This window comes from Streptomyces sp. NPDC007346 (assembly GCF_040703535.1).
Classification (GTDB): domain Bacteria; phylum Actinomycetota; class Actinomycetes; order Streptomycetales; family Streptomycetaceae; genus Streptomyces.
In genome coordinates this window covers 38965-55859 of sequence record NZ_JBEYKR010000008.1, presented here as the reverse complement: position 1 = coordinate 55859, position 16895 = coordinate 38965, and the positions used below count along the sequence as shown (strand labels likewise).

At 74.8% G+C, this 16895-nt stretch carries 14 protein-coding genes; 9 read left to right on the top strand and 5 right to left on the bottom strand.

Translation table 11 applies throughout. The features are described from left to right. Positions 1 to 98 precede the first annotated feature (98 nt). Positions 99 to 3482, bottom strand: coding sequence for a molecular chaperone Hsp90 (locus tag AB0917_RS04525; RefSeq protein ID WP_366818024.1), 3384 nt, complete (start codon positions 3480 to 3482; stop codon positions 99 to 101). Between the two features lie 418 nt (positions 3483 to 3900). Then, a complete protein-coding gene (locus AB0917_RS04520) occupies positions 3901 to 4827 on the bottom strand; it encodes a DUF3027 domain-containing protein (RefSeq protein ID WP_366817965.1) in 927 nt (308 codons plus the stop codon). 670 nt (positions 4828 to 5497) lie between these two features. On the opposite strand from AB0917_RS04520, the gene AB0917_RS04515 reads away from it, so the two are divergent. From AB0917_RS04515 to AB0917_RS04500, 4 genes are read left to right on the top strand one after another with little or no spacing between them, the layout of a single operon-like run. Then, positions 5498 to 6991: an MFS transporter gene (locus AB0917_RS04515; RefSeq protein ID WP_366817964.1), complete on the top strand. Its 1494-nt coding sequence runs from the start codon at positions 5498 to 5500 to the stop codon at positions 6989 to 6991. Positions 6992 to 7018: 27 nt separating this feature from the next. Then, a complete protein-coding gene (locus tag AB0917_RS04510) occupies positions 7019 to 7498 on the top strand; it encodes a DUF2771 domain-containing protein (RefSeq protein ID WP_366817963.1) in 480 nt (159 codons plus the stop codon). Positions 7499 to 7545: 47 nt separating this feature from the next. Next, positions 7546 to 8385: a futalosine hydrolase gene (locus AB0917_RS04505; RefSeq protein WP_366817962.1), complete on the top strand. Its 840-nt coding sequence runs from the start codon at positions 7546 to 7548 to the stop codon at positions 8383 to 8385. Then, a complete protein-coding gene (locus AB0917_RS04500; protein WP_366817961.1) occupies positions 8363 to 9247 on the top strand; it encodes a 1,4-dihydroxy-6-naphthoate synthase in 885 nt (294 codons plus the stop codon). The genes AB0917_RS04505 and AB0917_RS04500 overlap by 23 nt, the downstream gene beginning before the upstream one ends. Before the next feature lie 49 nt (positions 9248 to 9296). On the opposite strand, the gene AB0917_RS04495 is transcribed toward AB0917_RS04500, so the two are convergent. Next, positions 9297 to 9680: a cold-shock protein gene (locus AB0917_RS04495; RefSeq protein ID WP_006126557.1), complete on the bottom strand. Its 384-nt coding sequence runs from the start codon at positions 9678 to 9680 to the stop codon at positions 9297 to 9299. A 179-nt stretch (positions 9681 to 9859) separates the two neighbouring features. Between AB0917_RS04495 and AB0917_RS04490 the strand changes: the two genes are divergently transcribed. Further along, positions 9860 to 10099, top strand: a complete 240-nt coding sequence (locus AB0917_RS04490; protein ID WP_366817960.1) for a hypothetical protein — start codon at positions 9860 to 9862, stop codon at positions 10097 to 10099. A gap of 96 nt (positions 10100 to 10195) precedes the next feature. Here the strand turns inward: AB0917_RS04490 and AB0917_RS04485 are convergent, their stop codons facing one another. Next, a complete protein-coding gene (locus AB0917_RS04485; RefSeq protein WP_366818023.1) occupies positions 10196 to 10906 on the bottom strand; it encodes an HAD family hydrolase in 711 nt (236 codons plus the stop codon). Between the two features lie 285 nt (positions 10907 to 11191). Between AB0917_RS04485 and AB0917_RS04480 the strand changes: the two genes are divergently transcribed. The 4 genes from AB0917_RS04480 (at position 11192) to AB0917_RS04465 (ending at position 15281) form a co-directional block, all read left to right on the top strand. Further along, positions 11192 to 12229: an iron ABC transporter permease gene (locus AB0917_RS04480; protein WP_366817959.1), complete on the top strand. Its 1038-nt coding sequence runs from the start codon at positions 11192 to 11194 to the stop codon at positions 12227 to 12229. 116 nt (positions 12230 to 12345) lie between these two features. Continuing rightward, positions 12346 to 13416: an iron chelate uptake ABC transporter family permease subunit gene (locus tag AB0917_RS04475; RefSeq protein ID WP_366818022.1), complete on the top strand. Its 1071-nt coding sequence runs from the start codon at positions 12346 to 12348 to the stop codon at positions 13414 to 13416. After that, positions 13413 to 14300: an ABC transporter ATP-binding protein gene (locus tag AB0917_RS04470; RefSeq protein ID WP_366817958.1), complete on the top strand. Its 888-nt coding sequence runs from the start codon at positions 13413 to 13415 to the stop codon at positions 14298 to 14300. Before AB0917_RS04475 ends, AB0917_RS04470 begins: the two co-directional genes overlap by 4 nt. Positions 14301 to 14303: 3 nt before the next feature. Further along, entirely contained in the window at positions 14304 to 15281 is a 978-nt protein-coding gene (locus AB0917_RS04465) for an iron-siderophore ABC transporter substrate-binding protein (RefSeq protein WP_366817957.1), read from the top strand. Between the two features lie 160 nt (positions 15282 to 15441). Here the strand turns inward: AB0917_RS04465 and AB0917_RS04460 are convergent, their stop codons facing one another. Further along, complete coding sequence (locus AB0917_RS04460) at positions 15442 to 16857, bottom strand: hypothetical protein (protein WP_366817956.1); 1416 nt, start codon at positions 16855 to 16857, stop codon at positions 15442 to 15444. Positions 16858 to 16895: the final 38 nt, after the last annotated feature.

Sequence of the window (16895 nt, the reverse complement as noted above, 5' to 3'; positions counted from 1 at the left end):
GATGCCCCCCGGGAGGCTCGGCCTCCCGGGGGGCATCGCTGTCCGAGCCCACTCGGGCTCCCTCGGTCGGACGGGCTCCCTCAGTCGGACGGGCTCCCTCAGTCGAACCAGCGGTCCCGCGCCAGCTCCTCCGTGCGTGAGGGGTCCTCCAGCAGGGCCGCGACCTCGAAGCGGCGGGGCCACTGGCCCGCCGCCCAGGCCAGCCCGGCCGCGACGCCCTCCAGGGTGGACGCGTGGACGACCCCGTCCCGGGTGCGGCGCCAGTCCAGTTCGACGCCGCCCGCGCGGAGCTCGGGGTGCTCGACGTACGTGTCCGGGGTGGCGGGGCCGAGCAGGACGCGGACCGGCTCCGGTACGCGGTGCTCCTCGCCCTCACTCGTCACCCCGGCCTCGATCGTCTCGCCCAGCCGCCGCACCTGGAGGAGGTCGGCCAGCTCGGCGGCGCGGGACGGGGCCACGGGGAGCAGCGGCAGGCCCTCCGTCAGCGGCAGCACGTCCGGGGCGTCCGCGATCACGGCGTCCGCCGCGTCGACCACCGCCACCTCCCCGTCCACCACCGCCCGCAGCTCGTCGGGCAACGTCACTTGGTCCGGGTCGAGTTCGGCCAGGGCCGTGTAGAGCGCGTGCAGCTGTACGGGGGTGACGGGCCGGTCCTCGTCGGCGAGCCGCCCCAGCAGCTCGGCCGCGCCGCCCGGCTCGTCCAGGAGCGCGGCGACCGAGGTCCGCACCCCCAGGGCCCGCAGCACCTGGGCGTCGTCGAACCCAGTGGCGTCCACCGCGTCGTACAGCCCGGCCAGGCGCGGGTCACCGCCGGCCGCGCGCAGTCCGGCGGGGCGCCGGCCGTCCAGTACCGGGTGGTCGCGCAGCCACCAGGCGGTGTACGGGCGCACGGACCGCGTCGTCCCGTCCGGGAGCAGCACCCGCACCGGCTGCGTCAGCGCGTCGCGCAGCGGCGGCCGGGCGAGGAGGGCGAGCGCCTGCGGCCAGGCGTCGTCGTCGACCAGGTCCAGATCCCGTACGGCGACGATCTCGGTGGCGACCGGCGGCACCGGGGTCTCGGGCAGCTGGTCGAGCAGGTCCTCGCACCACACGTCGACGGCGTCCAGCAGCCCGGCGTCGTCGGGTTCGGCGAAGTCGCCGTCGCGGGGCTCCAGTTCGTCCGGGTCCAGGACGACGTCGGTGGCGCGTACGAGAGCGAAGGTGGCGAGCACCCCGCAGGCGGTCAGGGGCGCTTCGCCCCAGCGCTCGGCCAACTCGTCCTCCACGAGGGCGAGTTCACCTTCGCGCATGATCTGCGCGAACGGGCTTCCGGGGAGGACGAGTTCACCGGCGGGGGCCGGTTCGCCGTCCTCGTCGGGGAGAGCCAGCGCGCCGAGCCAGGGTTCGTCGCCGGGGGAGAGTTCGGCGTCCCGGACGAGGGTGAGGACGGTCTCGGCCAGCTCGTCTCCGTCGAGCGCGTCCTCGTCCCAGATCTCGCCCGCGTCCAGCGATCCGGCGACGGCTGCCCGCACTTGAGGGGTCGTCAGGACGGCGCGGGGCGTGGCGGGCAGGGCGCCGAGCTTCTCCAGCAGCGGGTGGGCGGCGTCCGGGTGGGCGACCTTGAGGCCGAGGCGCGCCAGGCGGGCGAGGACGGGGCCGGTGAGGGCGTCCGGGAGGGGCAGCAGCACCTGGCGGGGGCCGATGGTGGTGCGCGGACGACGGCCCGCCCGTTCGTCCTCCGGGTCGCCGGCGAGCGGGACCGGGAGGCCGGAGAGCCGGTCGGGGTCGATGCCCGCGAGGCTGTCGTAGAGCCGGTGCCACCAGGCGGGGTCGCGCTCCAGGCCGGCGAGGCGGTCGATAGCCTCGGTCAGGGGGACGCGGGCGACGCCGAGGGTACGCAGCTCGGGGCGGCGCTCCAGGCCCGCGGGCAGCAGACAGGGCAGCACCTCGGCGAGGACCCGTACGGTCTCGGCGCCGACCCCCTCGACCACCTCGGCCTCGACGGGCCGCAGGGCGGTGGAGGCGGTGGCCAGGCCCGCGTCCGCGTCCGTGCCCAGGTCCGCGTCGGTGCCGGTGCCGGTGCCGGTGTACGTGCCTGTGCCCACGTCCGAACGCGTGCCCGCGTCCGTGCCTGTGCCCGCGTCCGAACCCGTGCCCGTGCTCGCGTCCGTGCCCGTGTCCGTCGCGGTGGTGGTGTCGTCCGTACGGTCCCGGTGCCGGTCCTGCTCCCAGTCGTCGGCCCAGCGGCCCTCCGCCTCGGGCTCCCGGGGCGCGGCGGGCTCCAGGAACGCGATCCGGGGCAGCCGGGCCAGGATCGCGCCGCGCAGGGCCCCGTCGAGGCCGCCCTTGCCGAGCGGCCCGGGGACCAGGTCGATGGTGCCGGTCGACACCGGCCGCCAGGCGCCCAGCAGCTCCGCGTACGCGTCGGCCGCCCGCTCCACCAGGAAGTCCGTGAGCGGCCCGGGTGCGGGGTGCCTGCGGGCGGTGTCCAGGGGCAGGGAGGCGATGAGCAGGGCGGGGATGCCGAGGGGTTCGTCGGTGGGCGTCGGGGCGTGCACGACCGGGGCCGTACGGGGGCGGAGCGGGGCGCCGGCCCCGTCGACCGGGACCGCCCAGGTGACCGACCAGTGGGGGCGCAGCCGCTCCTCGACCGGGCGGTCGGCGAGGAGGGCCGGCTCGACCGGGCCGTGGTGGAAGACGGTGCGCCAGCGGCGTGGGCCGTGCGCGGAGTCGTCGATGTGCGTGTACGGGCCGTGGGCCGAGCGGCTCAGGGTCCGTACGCCGTCCGGGGTCTCGATGACGACCTCGTCCAGGCCGGGCAGGGTGAGCAGCAGGGCGTCGTCCACGGCGGCCAGCAGACGGGCCGCCAGGTCCTCGGCGGTGCCGTCGCGCAGGGGCAGCACGACGACGGTGTCGTACCCCTGGGGTGCGGAGCCCTCGGCGGGCAGCGGGAGGCGCAGCAGAGGTACGTGGCCGTCGCGGCGGCGCAGCTCGTCGCCGAGGCCGGGGGAGCCGACGGCCGCCTGGCGGGCCATCTCGCGCGCCTCGGCCAGGGACCAGCGCACGCCTCCGTGGCGGCCGAGCACGGCCGGCTCGTCGCTGACCGCGAGGACGGCGGCGAACCCGACGCCGAACCGGCCCACGGCGGACTCGTGGCCCTCCCGCTTGGCGGAGGCGCGCAGGGTGGAGAGGGACTCGACGCCGGTGGCGTCCAGGGGGGCGCCGGTGTTGGCCGCGGCCAGAACGCAGCGGGCGTCCGGGTCGCCGGGGGCGGCGGGGTGCAGGGTGAGGCGGAGCCTGCCGGGGACGCCCGCTCGGGCGGCGGCGTCGGCGGCGTTCTGGGCCAGCTCGACGACGAGGCGGTCGCGGTAGCCGCCGAGGGCGAGGTCCTCCTCGGCGTTGGCGTCCTCCCGGAAGCGGGCGGGGCCCGCGCCCCAGGCGTCGAGCACGCCGCGCCGCAGCCGCGCCGTCCCGAACGGATCGGCCCCCTCGGTCGCATTCATGCTCACGCTGTCGACTCCGTCCGCCGTGTTGTGGGTGGCGTGCCTGTGCCTGCCGCCCAGTGTGCGCCCGAAGGTACCGTGCGTGCGGGCCGGGCCCCCAAACCGTCCGGACCCGCGTCTCCGGCCGCGCGGGCCGCCTCAGCCTGACCGGCCCCAGCCCGTCCGGCGTTTGAGGACGGAACCGTCGGCGTGGTGCGGGGCGCCTCTGCGGGGTGCTGTGCCCCAGGGCCCTTGATCCGTGTACGCCCACCCAGGCCAGGGTTCCGTCCTCAAACGCCGGACGGGCTGAAGTGGTGACCGCCCCCGCCGAGGCAGGAGGGGTGGCGGCCCCGCCGAAGCAGGGGTGGTGGCCGCCCCCACCCAGGCAGGGGTGGTGGCCGCCCCCACTCAAGCGAAAGGCCGGAGCAGGAGGCGGGCCTCAGGAGTGGCCCAGGTCCTCCGAGTCGCCGTCCGGCTCCGCCGGGACCGAGCCGCCGTCGCGCGCGGGACGGAGCGCGTACTCGTCGACCCGCATCGTGTCCAGCGCATGCTCCGCCGGCTTCGGCGGCGTCGGCATCACCGCCGCCTCCGAGTGCCCCCCGCACCCGTACGCCAGCGACACCACATGGCCGTCGGCCGGGCTGATCTCGTTGGCGCAGACCCCGAAGGCCTGCTTCAGCGAACCGGCCATCGGGATCAGGAACGCGCAGCTCACACACGTCGCCGGAGCCGCCTGCGCCATCGCGGTCTTCGGGCCGAACTCCTCGTCCCAGCGGTCGGCCGCCTCGTACAGCCCGAACCGCGACAGCACCCGTGCCCGCCGCGTGCCCAGCTCGTCGGCGACCGCGGCGATGGAGCCCCGGCTGATCGCCACCGGCCGGTCCGTCAGCTCCGCGTCCTCCGCGTCGACGAGCTCGGCCAGCTCCTCGGAGACGACCGAGTTCGGCGGCGGCTCGTCCTCGCCGGTCCAGCCGGGCTCCAGGCGCGGGTCCTCCGCCTCGGTGGGCAGCAGGTCGCCGGGGCCCAGGTCCCCCGGGCGCAGCCGCTCGCTCCAGGGCACCCACTCCGGCGCCAGGAGCGCGTCGTCCCCCGGCAGCAGCACCGTTTCGTCCAGGGTGACGTTCTTCGCGCGGGAGGCCCGCGCGACGGTCACGGCCCAGCGCCAGCCCCGGTAGCCGGGTTCCTTGGACTCGAAGTAGTGCGTGACGACACGGTCCCCCTCGGAGACCACACCGACATGCTCACCGACCACGCCGGGCGCGGCGGCTTCCTCCGCCGCCGCGCGCGCGAGGTCTACCGCCTCGGCGCACAGGCGGTCGGGAACGGGGGTACGGGCCGTACGGCTTCGCGTCGTCGCAGCACTCACAGGTCTCGCTTCTCTCCATACGCCAGTCTCACGAGCGCGCCAGCTGCTGCACGATTGCCGTTTTCGGCCAGACAGTTGCGGGCGGAGCGGACCTGGGGGCCGCGTCGACGTCCACACCCGTTGTGCCTGCCTCGGGCGCGCCTTCTGCCACCCATTCTGCGGGATCGCGGAGAGGCGCGCGGCCAAGAACAACCGCCGGTGGCGCGTTACGCACGCTACCCTCTCCGCCGCCCCGCGCCCACCTGCCCGTCCCAAACGTGCCGTATCCGTCTCTTCCCCGACCGCTCCGGACCTGCCCACAGGCGTGCGCGGGCACTTCGATATCCGGCCACGCCCACCCCCCTGAGACTTGCGCCGCCCCCGCCCAGCCGTACCCGCGACGTACCCACACCGCGCCCGTACCAAGCCCGCCCCATACCCGCGCCACGCCTGCGCCGTCGCCCGCGCCGCGCCTGCGCCGTACGCGATACGGGTACGCCGCGCCTGCGCCGTACGCAGGACGGGTACGGCGCGCCTGCCCCGTACCCGTACCGCGCCCGGGGTCATGACCCGCACCGCGCCCGTGCCGTTGCCCGCGCCGCGCCCGGCTCCGCTGGTCCGACAGGGCGTCACGCGCGAGTCCGTGGCCGATCACCGTTCATACCGGCCACGGTTGGGGCACTATGACGGGGTGACTGCCGCCAGGTCGCACGACGGTCCCGGCCCGCTCCGCAGGGCGGGGCGGGCGACGGGCCGTGCCCTGCGCTCCCCGTTCACCGGCACGGCGCGGGGCATCCGCAAGGCGACGCACGCCCACGGAGCCGGGGAATCCGGCCTCGGCAAACTCATCGAGCTGCACGCCGTGAACGGCGCGGGCGACGTCATGATCACCGTCGCCCTCGCCTCCACGGTCTTCTTCTCCGTGCCGACGGACGAGGCGCGCGGGCGGGTCGCGCTCTACCTCGCCATCACCATGGCCCCCTTCACCCTGCTCGCCCCGGTGATCGGCCCGCTCCTGGACCGGCTGCCGCACGGCCGCCGGGCCGCGATGGCGGGCGCGATGCTGGCCCGCGCCCTGCTGGCGCTCACCATGTCGGGGGCGGTCGCCACCGGCGGCCTGGAGCTGTATCCGGCCGCGCTGGGGGTGCTGGTCTCCTCGAAGGCGTACGGGGTGGTGCGCAGCGCCGTCGTGCCCCGGCTGCTGCCACCCAAGTTCTCCCTGGTCAAAGCCAACTCACGAGTCACCCTGGCGGGGCTCCTGGCCACGGGGGTGGCGGCCCCGATCGGGGCCGGCCTCCAGACCGTCGGCTCCGCCTGGCCGCTCTACGGCGCCTGCGCGATCTTCGTCGCGGGCACGTTCCTCGCCTTCACGCTGCCGCCCAAGGTCGACTCCGCCAAGGGTGAGCGCCGGGCCCGCCTGATCGAACCGCTGGGCGAGCCCCCGGTACCGCGCCCCGCCCCGCAGCCGAACGGCGGCAGCACCCGGGCCGGCCTCTGGAGGAGCCGGGACCCCCACAAGAACGGAGCCCCCCGGAAGAACAACGGGGACGCCCGGAAGAACGGGGAGAAACCGGCCAGGGAGCGCCCGCCCGGCCTCCGGTCCGTCGGCGGGCCGGTGCTCCACGGTCTCCAGGCCAACGCGGCGCACCGGGCCCTCTCCGGCTTCCTGATCTTCTTCCTGGCGTTCCTGCTGCGCGAGCACCCGATGGCCGGCCAGAGCGCGGCCATCTCGCTCGCCATCGTCGGCGTGGCGGCGGGCGTCGGCAACGCCTGCGGTACGGCGGTGGGCGCCTGGCTCCGGGCGCGCGGGCCCGAGGTGATCATCGCGACGGTACTGGGGCTCGCCCTGGGTACGGCGGTCCTCGCCGCCGTCTTCTTCTCCACCGCGGCGGTCGCCGCGCTCGGCGCGGTCGCCGGGTTCACCCAGGCCCTCTCCAAGCTGTCGCTGGACGCGATGATCCAGCGGGACGTGCCCGAGGAGGTCCGCACCTCCGCCTTCGCCCGGTCCGAGACCCTGCTCCAGATGGCGTGGGTGGTCGGCGGCGGCATCGGGATCGCGCTGCCGCTCAACGCGGTGCTCGGCATGTCGGTCGCCGCGGCCGTTCTCGCCCTCGGCGCGGCCACGGCCGTACGGGGTCTCCTGGGCGCCCCACGGCGCGGCACGCCGCACCCCCGCGTGGCGTGAGCGGAGGCGACCGATAGCCTTCGGCCCATGACCGTTGCGTTCTTCTCCGGTAAGGGCCGTCGAATCGGCGTCGCTCTTGGTGCCGTGTCCGCGGGACTCCTTGTCCTGTCCGCCTGCGACAAGCCGACGCCGCTCGCCACCGTGACGGTCGGCAGCAACTCGGTGAACACCGAGGCGGCCTGCTACAACGACGGTGAGGCGATCAAGGAGTCGCTGATCCAGGACTGCCTCAACCAGAAGGCCGAGAAGACCATCGAGGTCTCGATGGACGACAAGGTCCGCTTCGGCGTCGACCCCGAGATCGCCGAGAACGGCTGGACGCTCTTCATCAACGGCCAGCAGGCCGAGCAGGAGCCGTTCAAGAAGACCTACCGGACGATCCCCGGCAGCGCCTTCTTCGCCAGCCAGACGGGCGAGCCCGCCAGCAAGACGAACGTCTCCATCGTGGAGACCAGCGGCAAGAAGCTCACCGGCATCTGGCAGTTCGAGCTCAAGAAGAAGTCCTGACCTGACCGCCGTTACCCCGCCCCCTCCGAGGCCCTGAGGCTCTCCCTGTGCGTGTGCTCGTCGTGACCGCTGTCCCGGTGGAACGGGACGCGGTCACGCGTGCGTTCGGGGGCACCGACGCCACCCTCGCCCTGCCGGGGGCCGAGCTGCACCGCAGCGGTGCGTTCGACGTCCTGGCAGGCGGTGCGGGCCCGGCGGCGGCAGCCGCGGCGGCAGCCTTCGCCCTGGCCACGGCTCCGGCGTCCGCCCCGCAGCCGTACGACACCTCAGCCTCCGCCCCACAGCCGTACGAAAACACCCCAGCCTCCGCCCCACCGCCGTACGAGGCTCCGGCGCCGACGCCGCAGCCGTACGGGCTCGTCGTCTCCGCCGGGATCGGCGGCGGGTTCGCCCCCGCCGCCCCGCTCGGCTCGCTGGTCGTGGCGAGCGACATCGTCGCGGCCGACCTGGGCGCCGAGACCCCGGACGGCTTCCTGCCCGTCACCGCGCTCGGCTTCGGCCGGGACCGCTTCACACCGCCGCCCGCCCTCGTACGGAAGGTGGCGGCGGCCACCGGCGCCGCGCCCGGCCCCGTCCTCACCGTCTCCACCGTGACCGGCACCGCCGCCCGCACCGCCGCCCTGCTCGCCGCCCACCCGGGCGCGCTGGCCGAGGCGATGGAGGGGTTCGGGGTGGCGGAGGCGGCCGGGCGGGCCGGGGTGCCCGTGCTGGAGCTGCGGGCGGTCTCGAACACCGTGGGCCCCCGCGACCGGGGAGCCTGGCGCATCGGTGACGCACTGGCGGCGCTCACGGAGGCGTTCGGGAAGGCGGCACCTGTACTGGAGGGCTGGAACAGCCACGAGGATCTGGAAGGTTGGAACCGGCATGACGACCGACACGGACGCTAGCGCGAGGCGGGCCCCGGCCGAGGACGCGATCCAGATCGCCTTCTCCCCCTGCCCCAACGACACCTTCGTCTTCGACGCCTGGGCCCACGGCAGGGTCCCCGGCGCGCCCGCGCTGGACGTGACCTTCGCGGACATCGACATCACCAACGGCATGGCCGAGCGCGGCGAGCTGGACGTCCTGAAGGTCTCGTACGCGGTCCTGCCCTGGGTGCTGGACGAGTACGCGCTCCTGCCGTGCGGCGGGGCGCTGGGCCGGGGCTGCGGCCCGCTGGTCCTCACCAAGGAGCTGGGCCTGGACCTGACGGGCCGGACGGTCGCCGTGCCGAGCGAGCGCTCGACGGCGTACCTGCTGTTCCGGCTCTGGGCCGCGGAGATGGTCCCGGGCGGGGTCGGCGAAGTCGTCGTCATGCCGTTCGACGAGATCATGCCGGCCGTCCGGGACGGCAAGGTGGACGCCGGTCTCGTCATCCACGAGGCCCGCTTCACGTTCCACACCTTCGGGCTGCACAACCTGGCCGACATGGGACGCCACTGGGAGGGCACCACCGGCCTCCCGATCCCCCTCGGCGCGATCATCGCCAAGCGCTCCCTCGGCGCGGAGACCCTGCGCCGCCTGGCCGACTCCGTCCGCACCTCGGTCCGGCTGGCCTGGGACCACCCGGAGGTCTCGCGGCCGTACGTCCAGGAGCACGCCCAGGAGATGGACCCGGCCGTCGCCGACCAGCACATCGGGCTGTACGTGAACGAGTTCACCGCCGACCTCGGCGAGGACGGCTACGCGGCCATCCGCGCCCTGCTCACCCGCGCCGCGGCCGAGGGACTCGTACCGCCCCTCGGCCCGGACGCGCTGGCGTTTCCCTAGGGTCGACGGTCCTCAGCACCCCGGCGCCCCGGCAGCCCGGCGCGCTACGTCACACGTCCAGCTGGTCCGCGACCGCCCGCAGCAGGCCGGCGATCTTCGCGCCCGCGGCCTTGTCCGGGTAGCGGCCGCGCTCCAGCTGGGGCGTGATGTTCTCCAGGACCGTCGTCAGGTCCTGCACGATCGACGCCAGCTCGTCCGGCTTGCGGCGCTGGGCGGCCGCGACGGACGGGGTGGGGTCGAGGACCACCACGGACAGGGCCTGGTCACCGCGCTGGCCCGCGACCACGCCGAACTCCACACGCTGGCCGGGCTTGAGTGCGTCGACTCCGGCAGGGAGGACCGACGAGTGGACGAAGACGTCGCCGCCGTCGTCGCGGGAGAGAAAGCCGAAGCCCTTCTCGCTGTTGAACCACTTCACCTTGCCGGTGGGCACGTCTGTCCCCGTCCTCGTACTCGTCAATGTGCGGAAGAGCCGTGCACGACAACGGGCAACGGCTCCGGATAGCAGTACAGCGGGTCACCGTGACCCGCCTGGTCCCAGGCTAATGGCCCTGTGGCCGGTGACAAGACGTCGCCGGAGTGTTCCTCCGGGCTGGGAACTACCCTGGTGGGGTGACCACTACTCCTTCAGGCGCCGGCGACCGGCTCGTTCAGGTCGGCGCGATCGTCTTTTTCGTCGGTGCGCTGGCCACTCTGGTCACGGTCGCGCCGCTCTTCCTCGGTACGGAGCCGTTCCCCCCGATCGCGTACGGGGTCTGCATGTTCATGGGGCTCGGCTTCCTGATCGCCGGAGCGGGCGTCGTGCGCTCGGTCTGGCTCAGCTCCCCCAAGCGGGCGGCGAGCCGCACCTGAGGCTCCTTGGATCTTTCGTCCGGATCACGACGGTCCGGGGCGCGCAGGCTCCCCTCAGGCCCACCGCACGCCCCCCTCGGCCCGCCGCGCGCTCCCTCAGGCCGCCGCCGTACGGGCCGCCTCGAACGTCCGCAGCCAGGCCGGGAACTCCGTCAGGTCCGCCAGCACCACGTCCGCGCCCGCGGCCCGCAGCTCCTGCGCGTCGCACGGGCCCGTCGTCACGGCGACCGACAGCGCTCCGGCCGCGCGCGCCCCGCGGACGTCCCCCACGTGGTCGCCGACGTAGACCTGCGCCCCGTGCTCGCGCAGCGCCTCGCCCTTGGCCTCCGCCCAGAGCCAGCCGATCACCGAGTCCGGCTCGATCCCGAGGTGCGTGAGGTGCAGCTCGGCGTTGGGCCCGTACTTCGCCGTCACGACGATCGCCCGGCCGCCGAGGGCCCGCACCGCGTCCACGGACTCCCGCGCCCCGGCGAGGGCCGTGGACGGCGCTATGGCATGGTCCGGGTAGAGCTCCCGGTAGCGCTCGCCGACGGCGGCCACCTGGTCGGCCGGGAACCAGTGCGCCAGCTCCGTCTCCAGCGGCGGGCCGAGCCGGCTCACCACCAGGGCCTCGTCCACGTACACCCCCGTCTCGGCGGACAGGGCCCGGAAGGCGGCGGCGATGCCGGGCCGGGAGTCGACGAGGGTCATGTCGAGGTCGAAGCCGACCGTGAGCGGGGCCGGGGCGACCGTGCGGGAGGCCGAGAGGGGGGCCTGGAGGGGCGCTGGGAGGGGGGCCGTGTGCGGGCTCGAAGCCGTGGAATCCATGGGGATCATGGGGACTATTGTGCCGACGGGCCCTCCGGACCGGCCCACCCCCGCCTCGGGACCGTCGCCGCCTCCGGCCCACCCCCGTCTCCGGTCCCTCCGGCCCTCCGGGCTGCTGAGCCGCCCCCACCCCCGCCTCGGGACCGCCGCCCCGACCCCACCGGCGTCTCCGGCGAAATCCCGCCACTTAGACTGAACTCGCACTTAGCCAAGCCTTAGTTTCCCCGTCGCCCCACCCGTACCAAGGGGCCCGTACCCCTCCGATGTCCCTCCCGATTGGTTCAGATGTCAGCGCCAGCGCCCGCACCGGCCGTCGCGCCCCGCGCACCCCGCCTCTCCCGACGCGCGACCGCGACCGCCGCGGCCGCCGTCGCGCTGCTGCTGGCCGTCCTGCTGAGCCTCGCGGTCGGGGCGCGTTCCCTACCGCCGGGCGAGGTGCTCGACGCCCTGCTGCACGGCGGGAACTCCGACGCCGCCGAGGTGATCCGCACGATGCGGGTGCCGCGCACGCTGATCGGCCTCATGGTCGGGGCGGCGCTGGCCCTCGCGGGCACGGTGCTCCAGGGCATCACCCGTAACCCCATCGCCGACCCCGGCATCCTCGGCATCAGCCAGGGGGCGTCGGTGGCGGTGGTGATGGCCATCGCGTTCGCGGGGGTCCACACGCTGACCGGGTACGTCTGGTTCGCCTTCGCGGGCGCCGCCGTCGCCTCCGTCGCCGTGTACGCCATCGCCGCCAGTGGGCGCGGCGGCGCGACCCCGGTGAAGCTCGCGCTCGGCGGGGCGGCGATCAACGCGCTGCTGGTCTCGGTGACGATGGGCGTGCTCACGACGAAGGCGTCCGCGCTGGACGAGTTCCGCTTCTGGCAGGTCGGCTCGATCGCGGGGCGGGAGGCGGACGTCCTCCAGCAGGTGTGGCCGTTCCTCCTGCTGGGCGCCGTGCTCGTGCTCTCCGTCGCCCGGGGCCTGGACGCGCTCGCGCTCGGCGAGGACGTGGCGAAGGGGCTCGGGCAGAACGTCGCGGCGGTCCGGATCGTCGGCGGGATCGGGGCGACCGTGCTGACCGGGGTCGGGGTCGCCGCCGCCGGGCCGATCGCGTTCATCGGGCTCGCCGTCCCGCACATCGCCCGCGCGGTCGTCGGCAACGACCACCGCTGGGTACTGCCCATGGCCGCGCTGCTCGGGCCGGTGATGCTGCTCGTCTCGGACGTCGTCGGCCGGATCGTGTTCCCGCCGAGCGAGGTCCCGGCGGGTGTGATGACCGCCCTCATCGGGGTGCCGTTCCTGGTCGCCCTCGTACGCCGGAAGGCGGTGCCCGCGTGAGCGACGCGACCAAGAGCGGCGGGACCAAGAGCAGTGGGACCAAGAGCGGCGGGACCGTGTCCGACGCGGCCGTGTCCCACGCGCCCGTGACCGACACGCCCGCCTCCCACGCGCCCGTGACCGGCACGCCCGTACGGGTCCGGCCCGCCGGGTACTCCGTCGTGAAGGCCGGGCCGCGTGGCCGGTTCCTGCTGCACCGGCGGGCCTCCGTCGTCGCGGTCGCCCTCGTCGTCCTGCTGGCCGCCGTCTGCGTCGCCTACCTCTGCGTCGGCGAGAGCTTCGTCGCGCCCGGCGAGGTCGTGAAGGTGCTCCTCGGGCAGCCGTCCTCGGCCGAGCTGGTCGTGGGCACGCTCCGGCTGCCCCGGATGACCGTCGGGCTGCTGGTGGGCGTGGCCTTCGGGATCGCGGGGGCGCTGATCCAGACGGTGGCCCGCAACCCGCTCGCCAGCCCCGACATCATCGGTATCAGCCAGGGCGCGAGCGCGCTCACGGTCGGCGCGATGACCTTCGGGATCACCTCGTACACGTTCCTGCCCTACCTCTCCGTCATCGGCGGCATCGCGGCGGCCGCGCTCGTGTACGTCTTCGCCTGGCGCGGCGGGCTGCACGCCACCCGCTTCGTCCTCATCGGCATCGGCTTCGCCATCGCGCTGCGGTCGGTCACCACGCTCTTCCTGACCAAGGGCGACTACCTGGTCGCGCAGCAGGCGCAGATCTGGATGACCGGTTCGCTGAACGGGCGCGGCTGGTCCGAGGCGGGCCCGCTCACCTGGACGCTGCTGCTCCTGCTGCCCGCCGTGCTGTGGGCGGCCCGCGCGCAGCGCACCGTGTCGATGGACGACGACACCGCCACCGCGCTGGGCGTACGCCTGGGGCGCGTACGGCTCGGACTCGTCGCGCTCGGCGTGGTCCTGGCCTCCGTGGCGACGGGCACGGCGGGCCCGGTGGACTTCGTGGCGCTGCTCGCCCCGCAGATCGCCCGCCGGATGACCCGTACCGCGCAGATCCCGCTGCTGTCCTCGGCGCTGCTGGGCGCGGTGATCGTCGTCTTCGGCGACCTGCTCGCCCGCAGGCTGTTCTCGCCCACCGAACTGCCGGTGGGCGTCCTCACGGCGGCGGTCGGCGCCCCGTACCTGATCTGGCTGATCATCCGCGGTCACCGCGGCCGCAGTGGAGGCACCGCATGAGCCCGACGACCGACGCAGCGCGGCGGACCAGCCGCCTCGCGGCCCGCGCCCTGACCCTCGCGTACGAGGACCGCACCGTCGTCCACGAGCTGGACCTCGCCGTGCCCGACGGGCAGGTCACCGTGATCGTCGGCCCGAACGCCTGCGGCAAGTCCACCACCCTGCGGGCGCTCGGCCGGCTGCTGAAGCCGCGCGGCGGAGCGGTCCTGCTGGACGGTACGGAGCTGGCGCGGATACCGACCAGGCGCATCGCCCAGTCCATCGGGCTGCTCCCGCAGACCCCGGTGGCCCCCGAGGCGATCACCGTCTCCGACCTGGTCGCCCGGGGCCGCCAGCCGCACCAGAGCTGGTGGCAGCAGTGGTCGGACGCGGACGAGCGGGCGGTGACCGAGGCCATGGCCCGTACGGATGTGACGGCGCTGGCCGACCGCTCGGTGGACGAGCTGTCGGGCGGGCAGCGCCAGCGGGTGTGGATCGCGATGGCGCTCGCGCAGGAGACGGACCTGCTGCTGCTCGACGAGCCGACGACGTACCTGGACATCGCCCACCAGGTGGAGGTTCTCGACCTGGTGCGCCAGCTCGCCGCCCCCGCCTCGGACGGCACCCGTGGCCGTACCGTCGTCACCGTGCTGCACGACCTCAACCAGGCGGCCCGGTACGCGGACCACCTGGTCGCCATGAAGGAGGGGCGGATCGTCGCCGAGGGCCGGCCGGGGGACGTCGTCACCGCCGAACTCGTCCGTGAGGTCTTCGGCCTGGAGGCGGTGATCGTCCCGGACCCGGTGACGGGTTCGCCGCTCGTCGTCCCGGGCGCCCCCTGGACCCCCGCCTCCGCCCCGGCCCCCGCTCCTGATTCCACCCCGACCCCCGGAAAGGCCCTCTGAGCCATGACCCTCCTCCAGCACCGCTCCCGTACGCTCGCCGCCGCGTCCCTGACCGTGGCCGCCGCCCTGGCCCTGTCCGCCTGCGGTTCGTCGTCCGACTCCACCGACGACTCCTCGTCCTCCGCCGAAACGCCCCGGACGGTCAAGACGGCCATGGGCGACGTGAAGGTCCCGGCCGCCCCGCAGCGGGTCGTCGTCCTGGACACCGCCGAACTCGACTCGGTCCTCACCCTGGGCGTGAAGCCCGTCGGCGCGACCCACGCGGACGTGGACTCGGGCTTCCTGAACTACCTGCCGAAGGACCAGGTCGCGGGCATCAAGGACGTGGGGCAGATGATGACCCCGAACCTGGAGGCCATCGCCGCTCTGAAGCCCGACCTCATCCTCACGAGCAAGATCCGGCACGGCGACAAGTACGCCGAGCTCTCCAAGATCGCGCCGACCGTGATGACGGAGAACACCGGCTACCCCTGGAAGGAGAACTTCCAGGTCCACGCGGAGGCCCTCGACAAGAAGGCCGAGGCGAAGATGGTCACCGACGACTACGCGAAGCACGTCGCCGGTGTGACGAAGGAGCTCGGCGGCAAGGACAAGGCGGCCGCCACCGAGGTCAACATGGTCCGGTTCGTCGAGGGCGCCGACATCCGCATCTACGGCAAGAAGAACTACATCGCCACGATCCTCGCCGACGTGGGCCTGGGCCGCCCGGCCGTCACGGACAAGGCGGCGGACGGCTTCTCCTACGACGTCAGCCCCGAGAAGATCGACCTCGCGGACGCGGACGCGGTCTTCCACTCGACGTACGGCGACCCGAAGAAGTCCAAGGAGACCCAGACCACCGGCAGCGGCCTGTGGAAGAACATGGACGCGGTGAAGAACGGCAAGGTCTTCGCGGTCGACGACCAGCTGTGGATCCAGGGCATCGGTTACACGGCGGCCGACAAGATCCTCGAAGAGCTCAAGGCCAACCTGACGAAGTAGTACGGCGAGCTGTGGGGGACCGGCCGTAGGCACGGCCGGTTCCGGAACCCGGCGTAACACCGCGAGGTCCCCAGGGACCCGGCGCGGCAACGCTCCCGCCCCTGCGGCCTCGCGGCCCCGCCCTCCTGGCCGGGGCGGGGCGACGGTCCGCCCCGCCCCCTCACCCCCGCCTCCGCGCCCGCCACACCAGGTAGAGCGCGGAGGCCACGGCGGCGACGCGGACGACCACCGGCCAGGCGCCGGTCAGCACCTCGCGGAGCGCGCCGTCCTCGATGGGTTCGCCCCAGCGCCCGTCCATCCGCCCCCACACCCAGACGAGCGCCCCGGCGGCGACGGCGCCCGGCAGCCCCAGGGCCGCCCACTTCGCCTCCGTACGGGAGAGGGTCCGCGAGCCGTACGCGATGAGCCAGCCGCCCGCCAGCGGGATCCAGGACCCGGTGACCACCCCGGCGAGCAGCAGCACGGCGGCCAGGAGCAGCAGGGGGTGGGCGAAGCCGCCTCGGGGGGCGGGGGCGGCGGCCACGGGTTCCGCGACGGGGGCGGGCCTGCGGCGGCGCGGCCTCGGGATGCGGAGGGCGCGGCGGCGGGTTCCCCCCTCGTCGTCGCCGTCCTCCGCGGCACCGGCCCCGTCGTCGTCCTCCGTGTCCTTCTCCGCCCCCTCCGCCCCCGCCTCCGCCTTCTCCGGGGCGTCGGACTTCGGGCGCCTGCCGAGGAGTTCGGGGGCCTCGATGCCGCCGAAGAACCCGGGGACGGCGGTGCCCGCGTCGAAGGGCCCGGGTTCCAGCCGCCACCAGTCGTCCTCGCCGGCGCTCTCCTGGCCGGGGCCGAGGATGTGCGGGGCGGAGGGGTGCGGCCAGGCGGGGGCGGGGGCGTCGTCGAGGGCCGCCGTGTCGTCGGGGCCGGTGGTCTTGGTGAGGTCCGTGCGGGGGTGGCCGGGGTCCGGAGTACGGGGACGGCCGTCGGCGGCAGTGCAGGGGTCGGGGGCGGTGCGGGGGTCGGGGGCGGTGCGGGGGTCGGGGGCGGTGCGGGGGTCGCCGGGGTCCGGGATACGGGGACGGCTGTCGGGTGCCGTACGGGGGCGGCCGGGGCCCGTAGCCCGGGAACGGCTGTCGGCGGCACCCGCATCCGCACCCCCGCCGGGCCGTTCGGCGCCCCGCCGCGACGCGCCCCACCGGGAACCGGCTTTCGGGCCCGCCCCGGCAGAGGGACCAGGCGCGGAGCCCGGCTCCTTCGGGCCCTTGCGGAGGAACCCGCTCCGAGGCCGGGGGACGGCCGCACCGCCCCGCGTACGGGGTCCTGCCGCACCACCCCCCGTACTCGCCGGCGGCAACGGCACCGACCCGTCCCCCGACTCCGCCGCCGCGCCCACCAGTTCGTCCGGGGTACCGAGCCTGCCGATGATGCGCCGTACGGCCGCCGGGGAGTCCGCGCCCTCCGTGGCGCGCTGCCGGTCGATCTCGCCCCGGAGCGTCGCCACGAGCCGCATCCGGGCCCCCGACGGCAGCTGTTGCTGCTGAGCCAGGTCACCGACCCGGCTCAGGTAGTCGTAGACGAGCTGGTCGCTCTCGATCCCCACGCGGTGCGTCCCCTCTACCGGCCCTGCCCCGACGGTAG

Coding starts and splice junctions, on each gene's coding strand:
- AB0917_RS04465 (WP_366817957.1), top strand. CDS start 14,304: ATGACCCTCCTCCAGCACCGCTCCCGTACGCTCGCCGCCGCGTCCCTG.
- AB0917_RS04525 (WP_366818024.1), bottom strand. CDS start 3,482: ATGAATGCGACCGAGGGGGCCGATCCGTTCGGGACGGCGCGGCTGCGG.
- AB0917_RS04500 (WP_366817961.1), top strand. CDS start 8,363: ATGACGACCGACACGGACGCTAGCGCGAGGCGGGCCCCGGCCGAGGAC.
- AB0917_RS04510 (WP_366817963.1), top strand. CDS start 7,019: ATGACCGTTGCGTTCTTCTCCGGTAAGGGCCGTCGAATCGGCGTCGCT.
- AB0917_RS04470 (WP_366817958.1), top strand. CDS start 13,413: ATGAGCCCGACGACCGACGCAGCGCGGCGGACCAGCCGCCTCGCGGCC.
- AB0917_RS04480 (WP_366817959.1), top strand. CDS start 11,192: ATGTCAGCGCCAGCGCCCGCACCGGCCGTCGCGCCCCGCGCACCCCGC.
- AB0917_RS04485 (WP_366818023.1), bottom strand. CDS start 10,906: ATGGATTCCACGGCTTCGAGCCCGCACACGGCCCCCCTCCCAGCGCCC.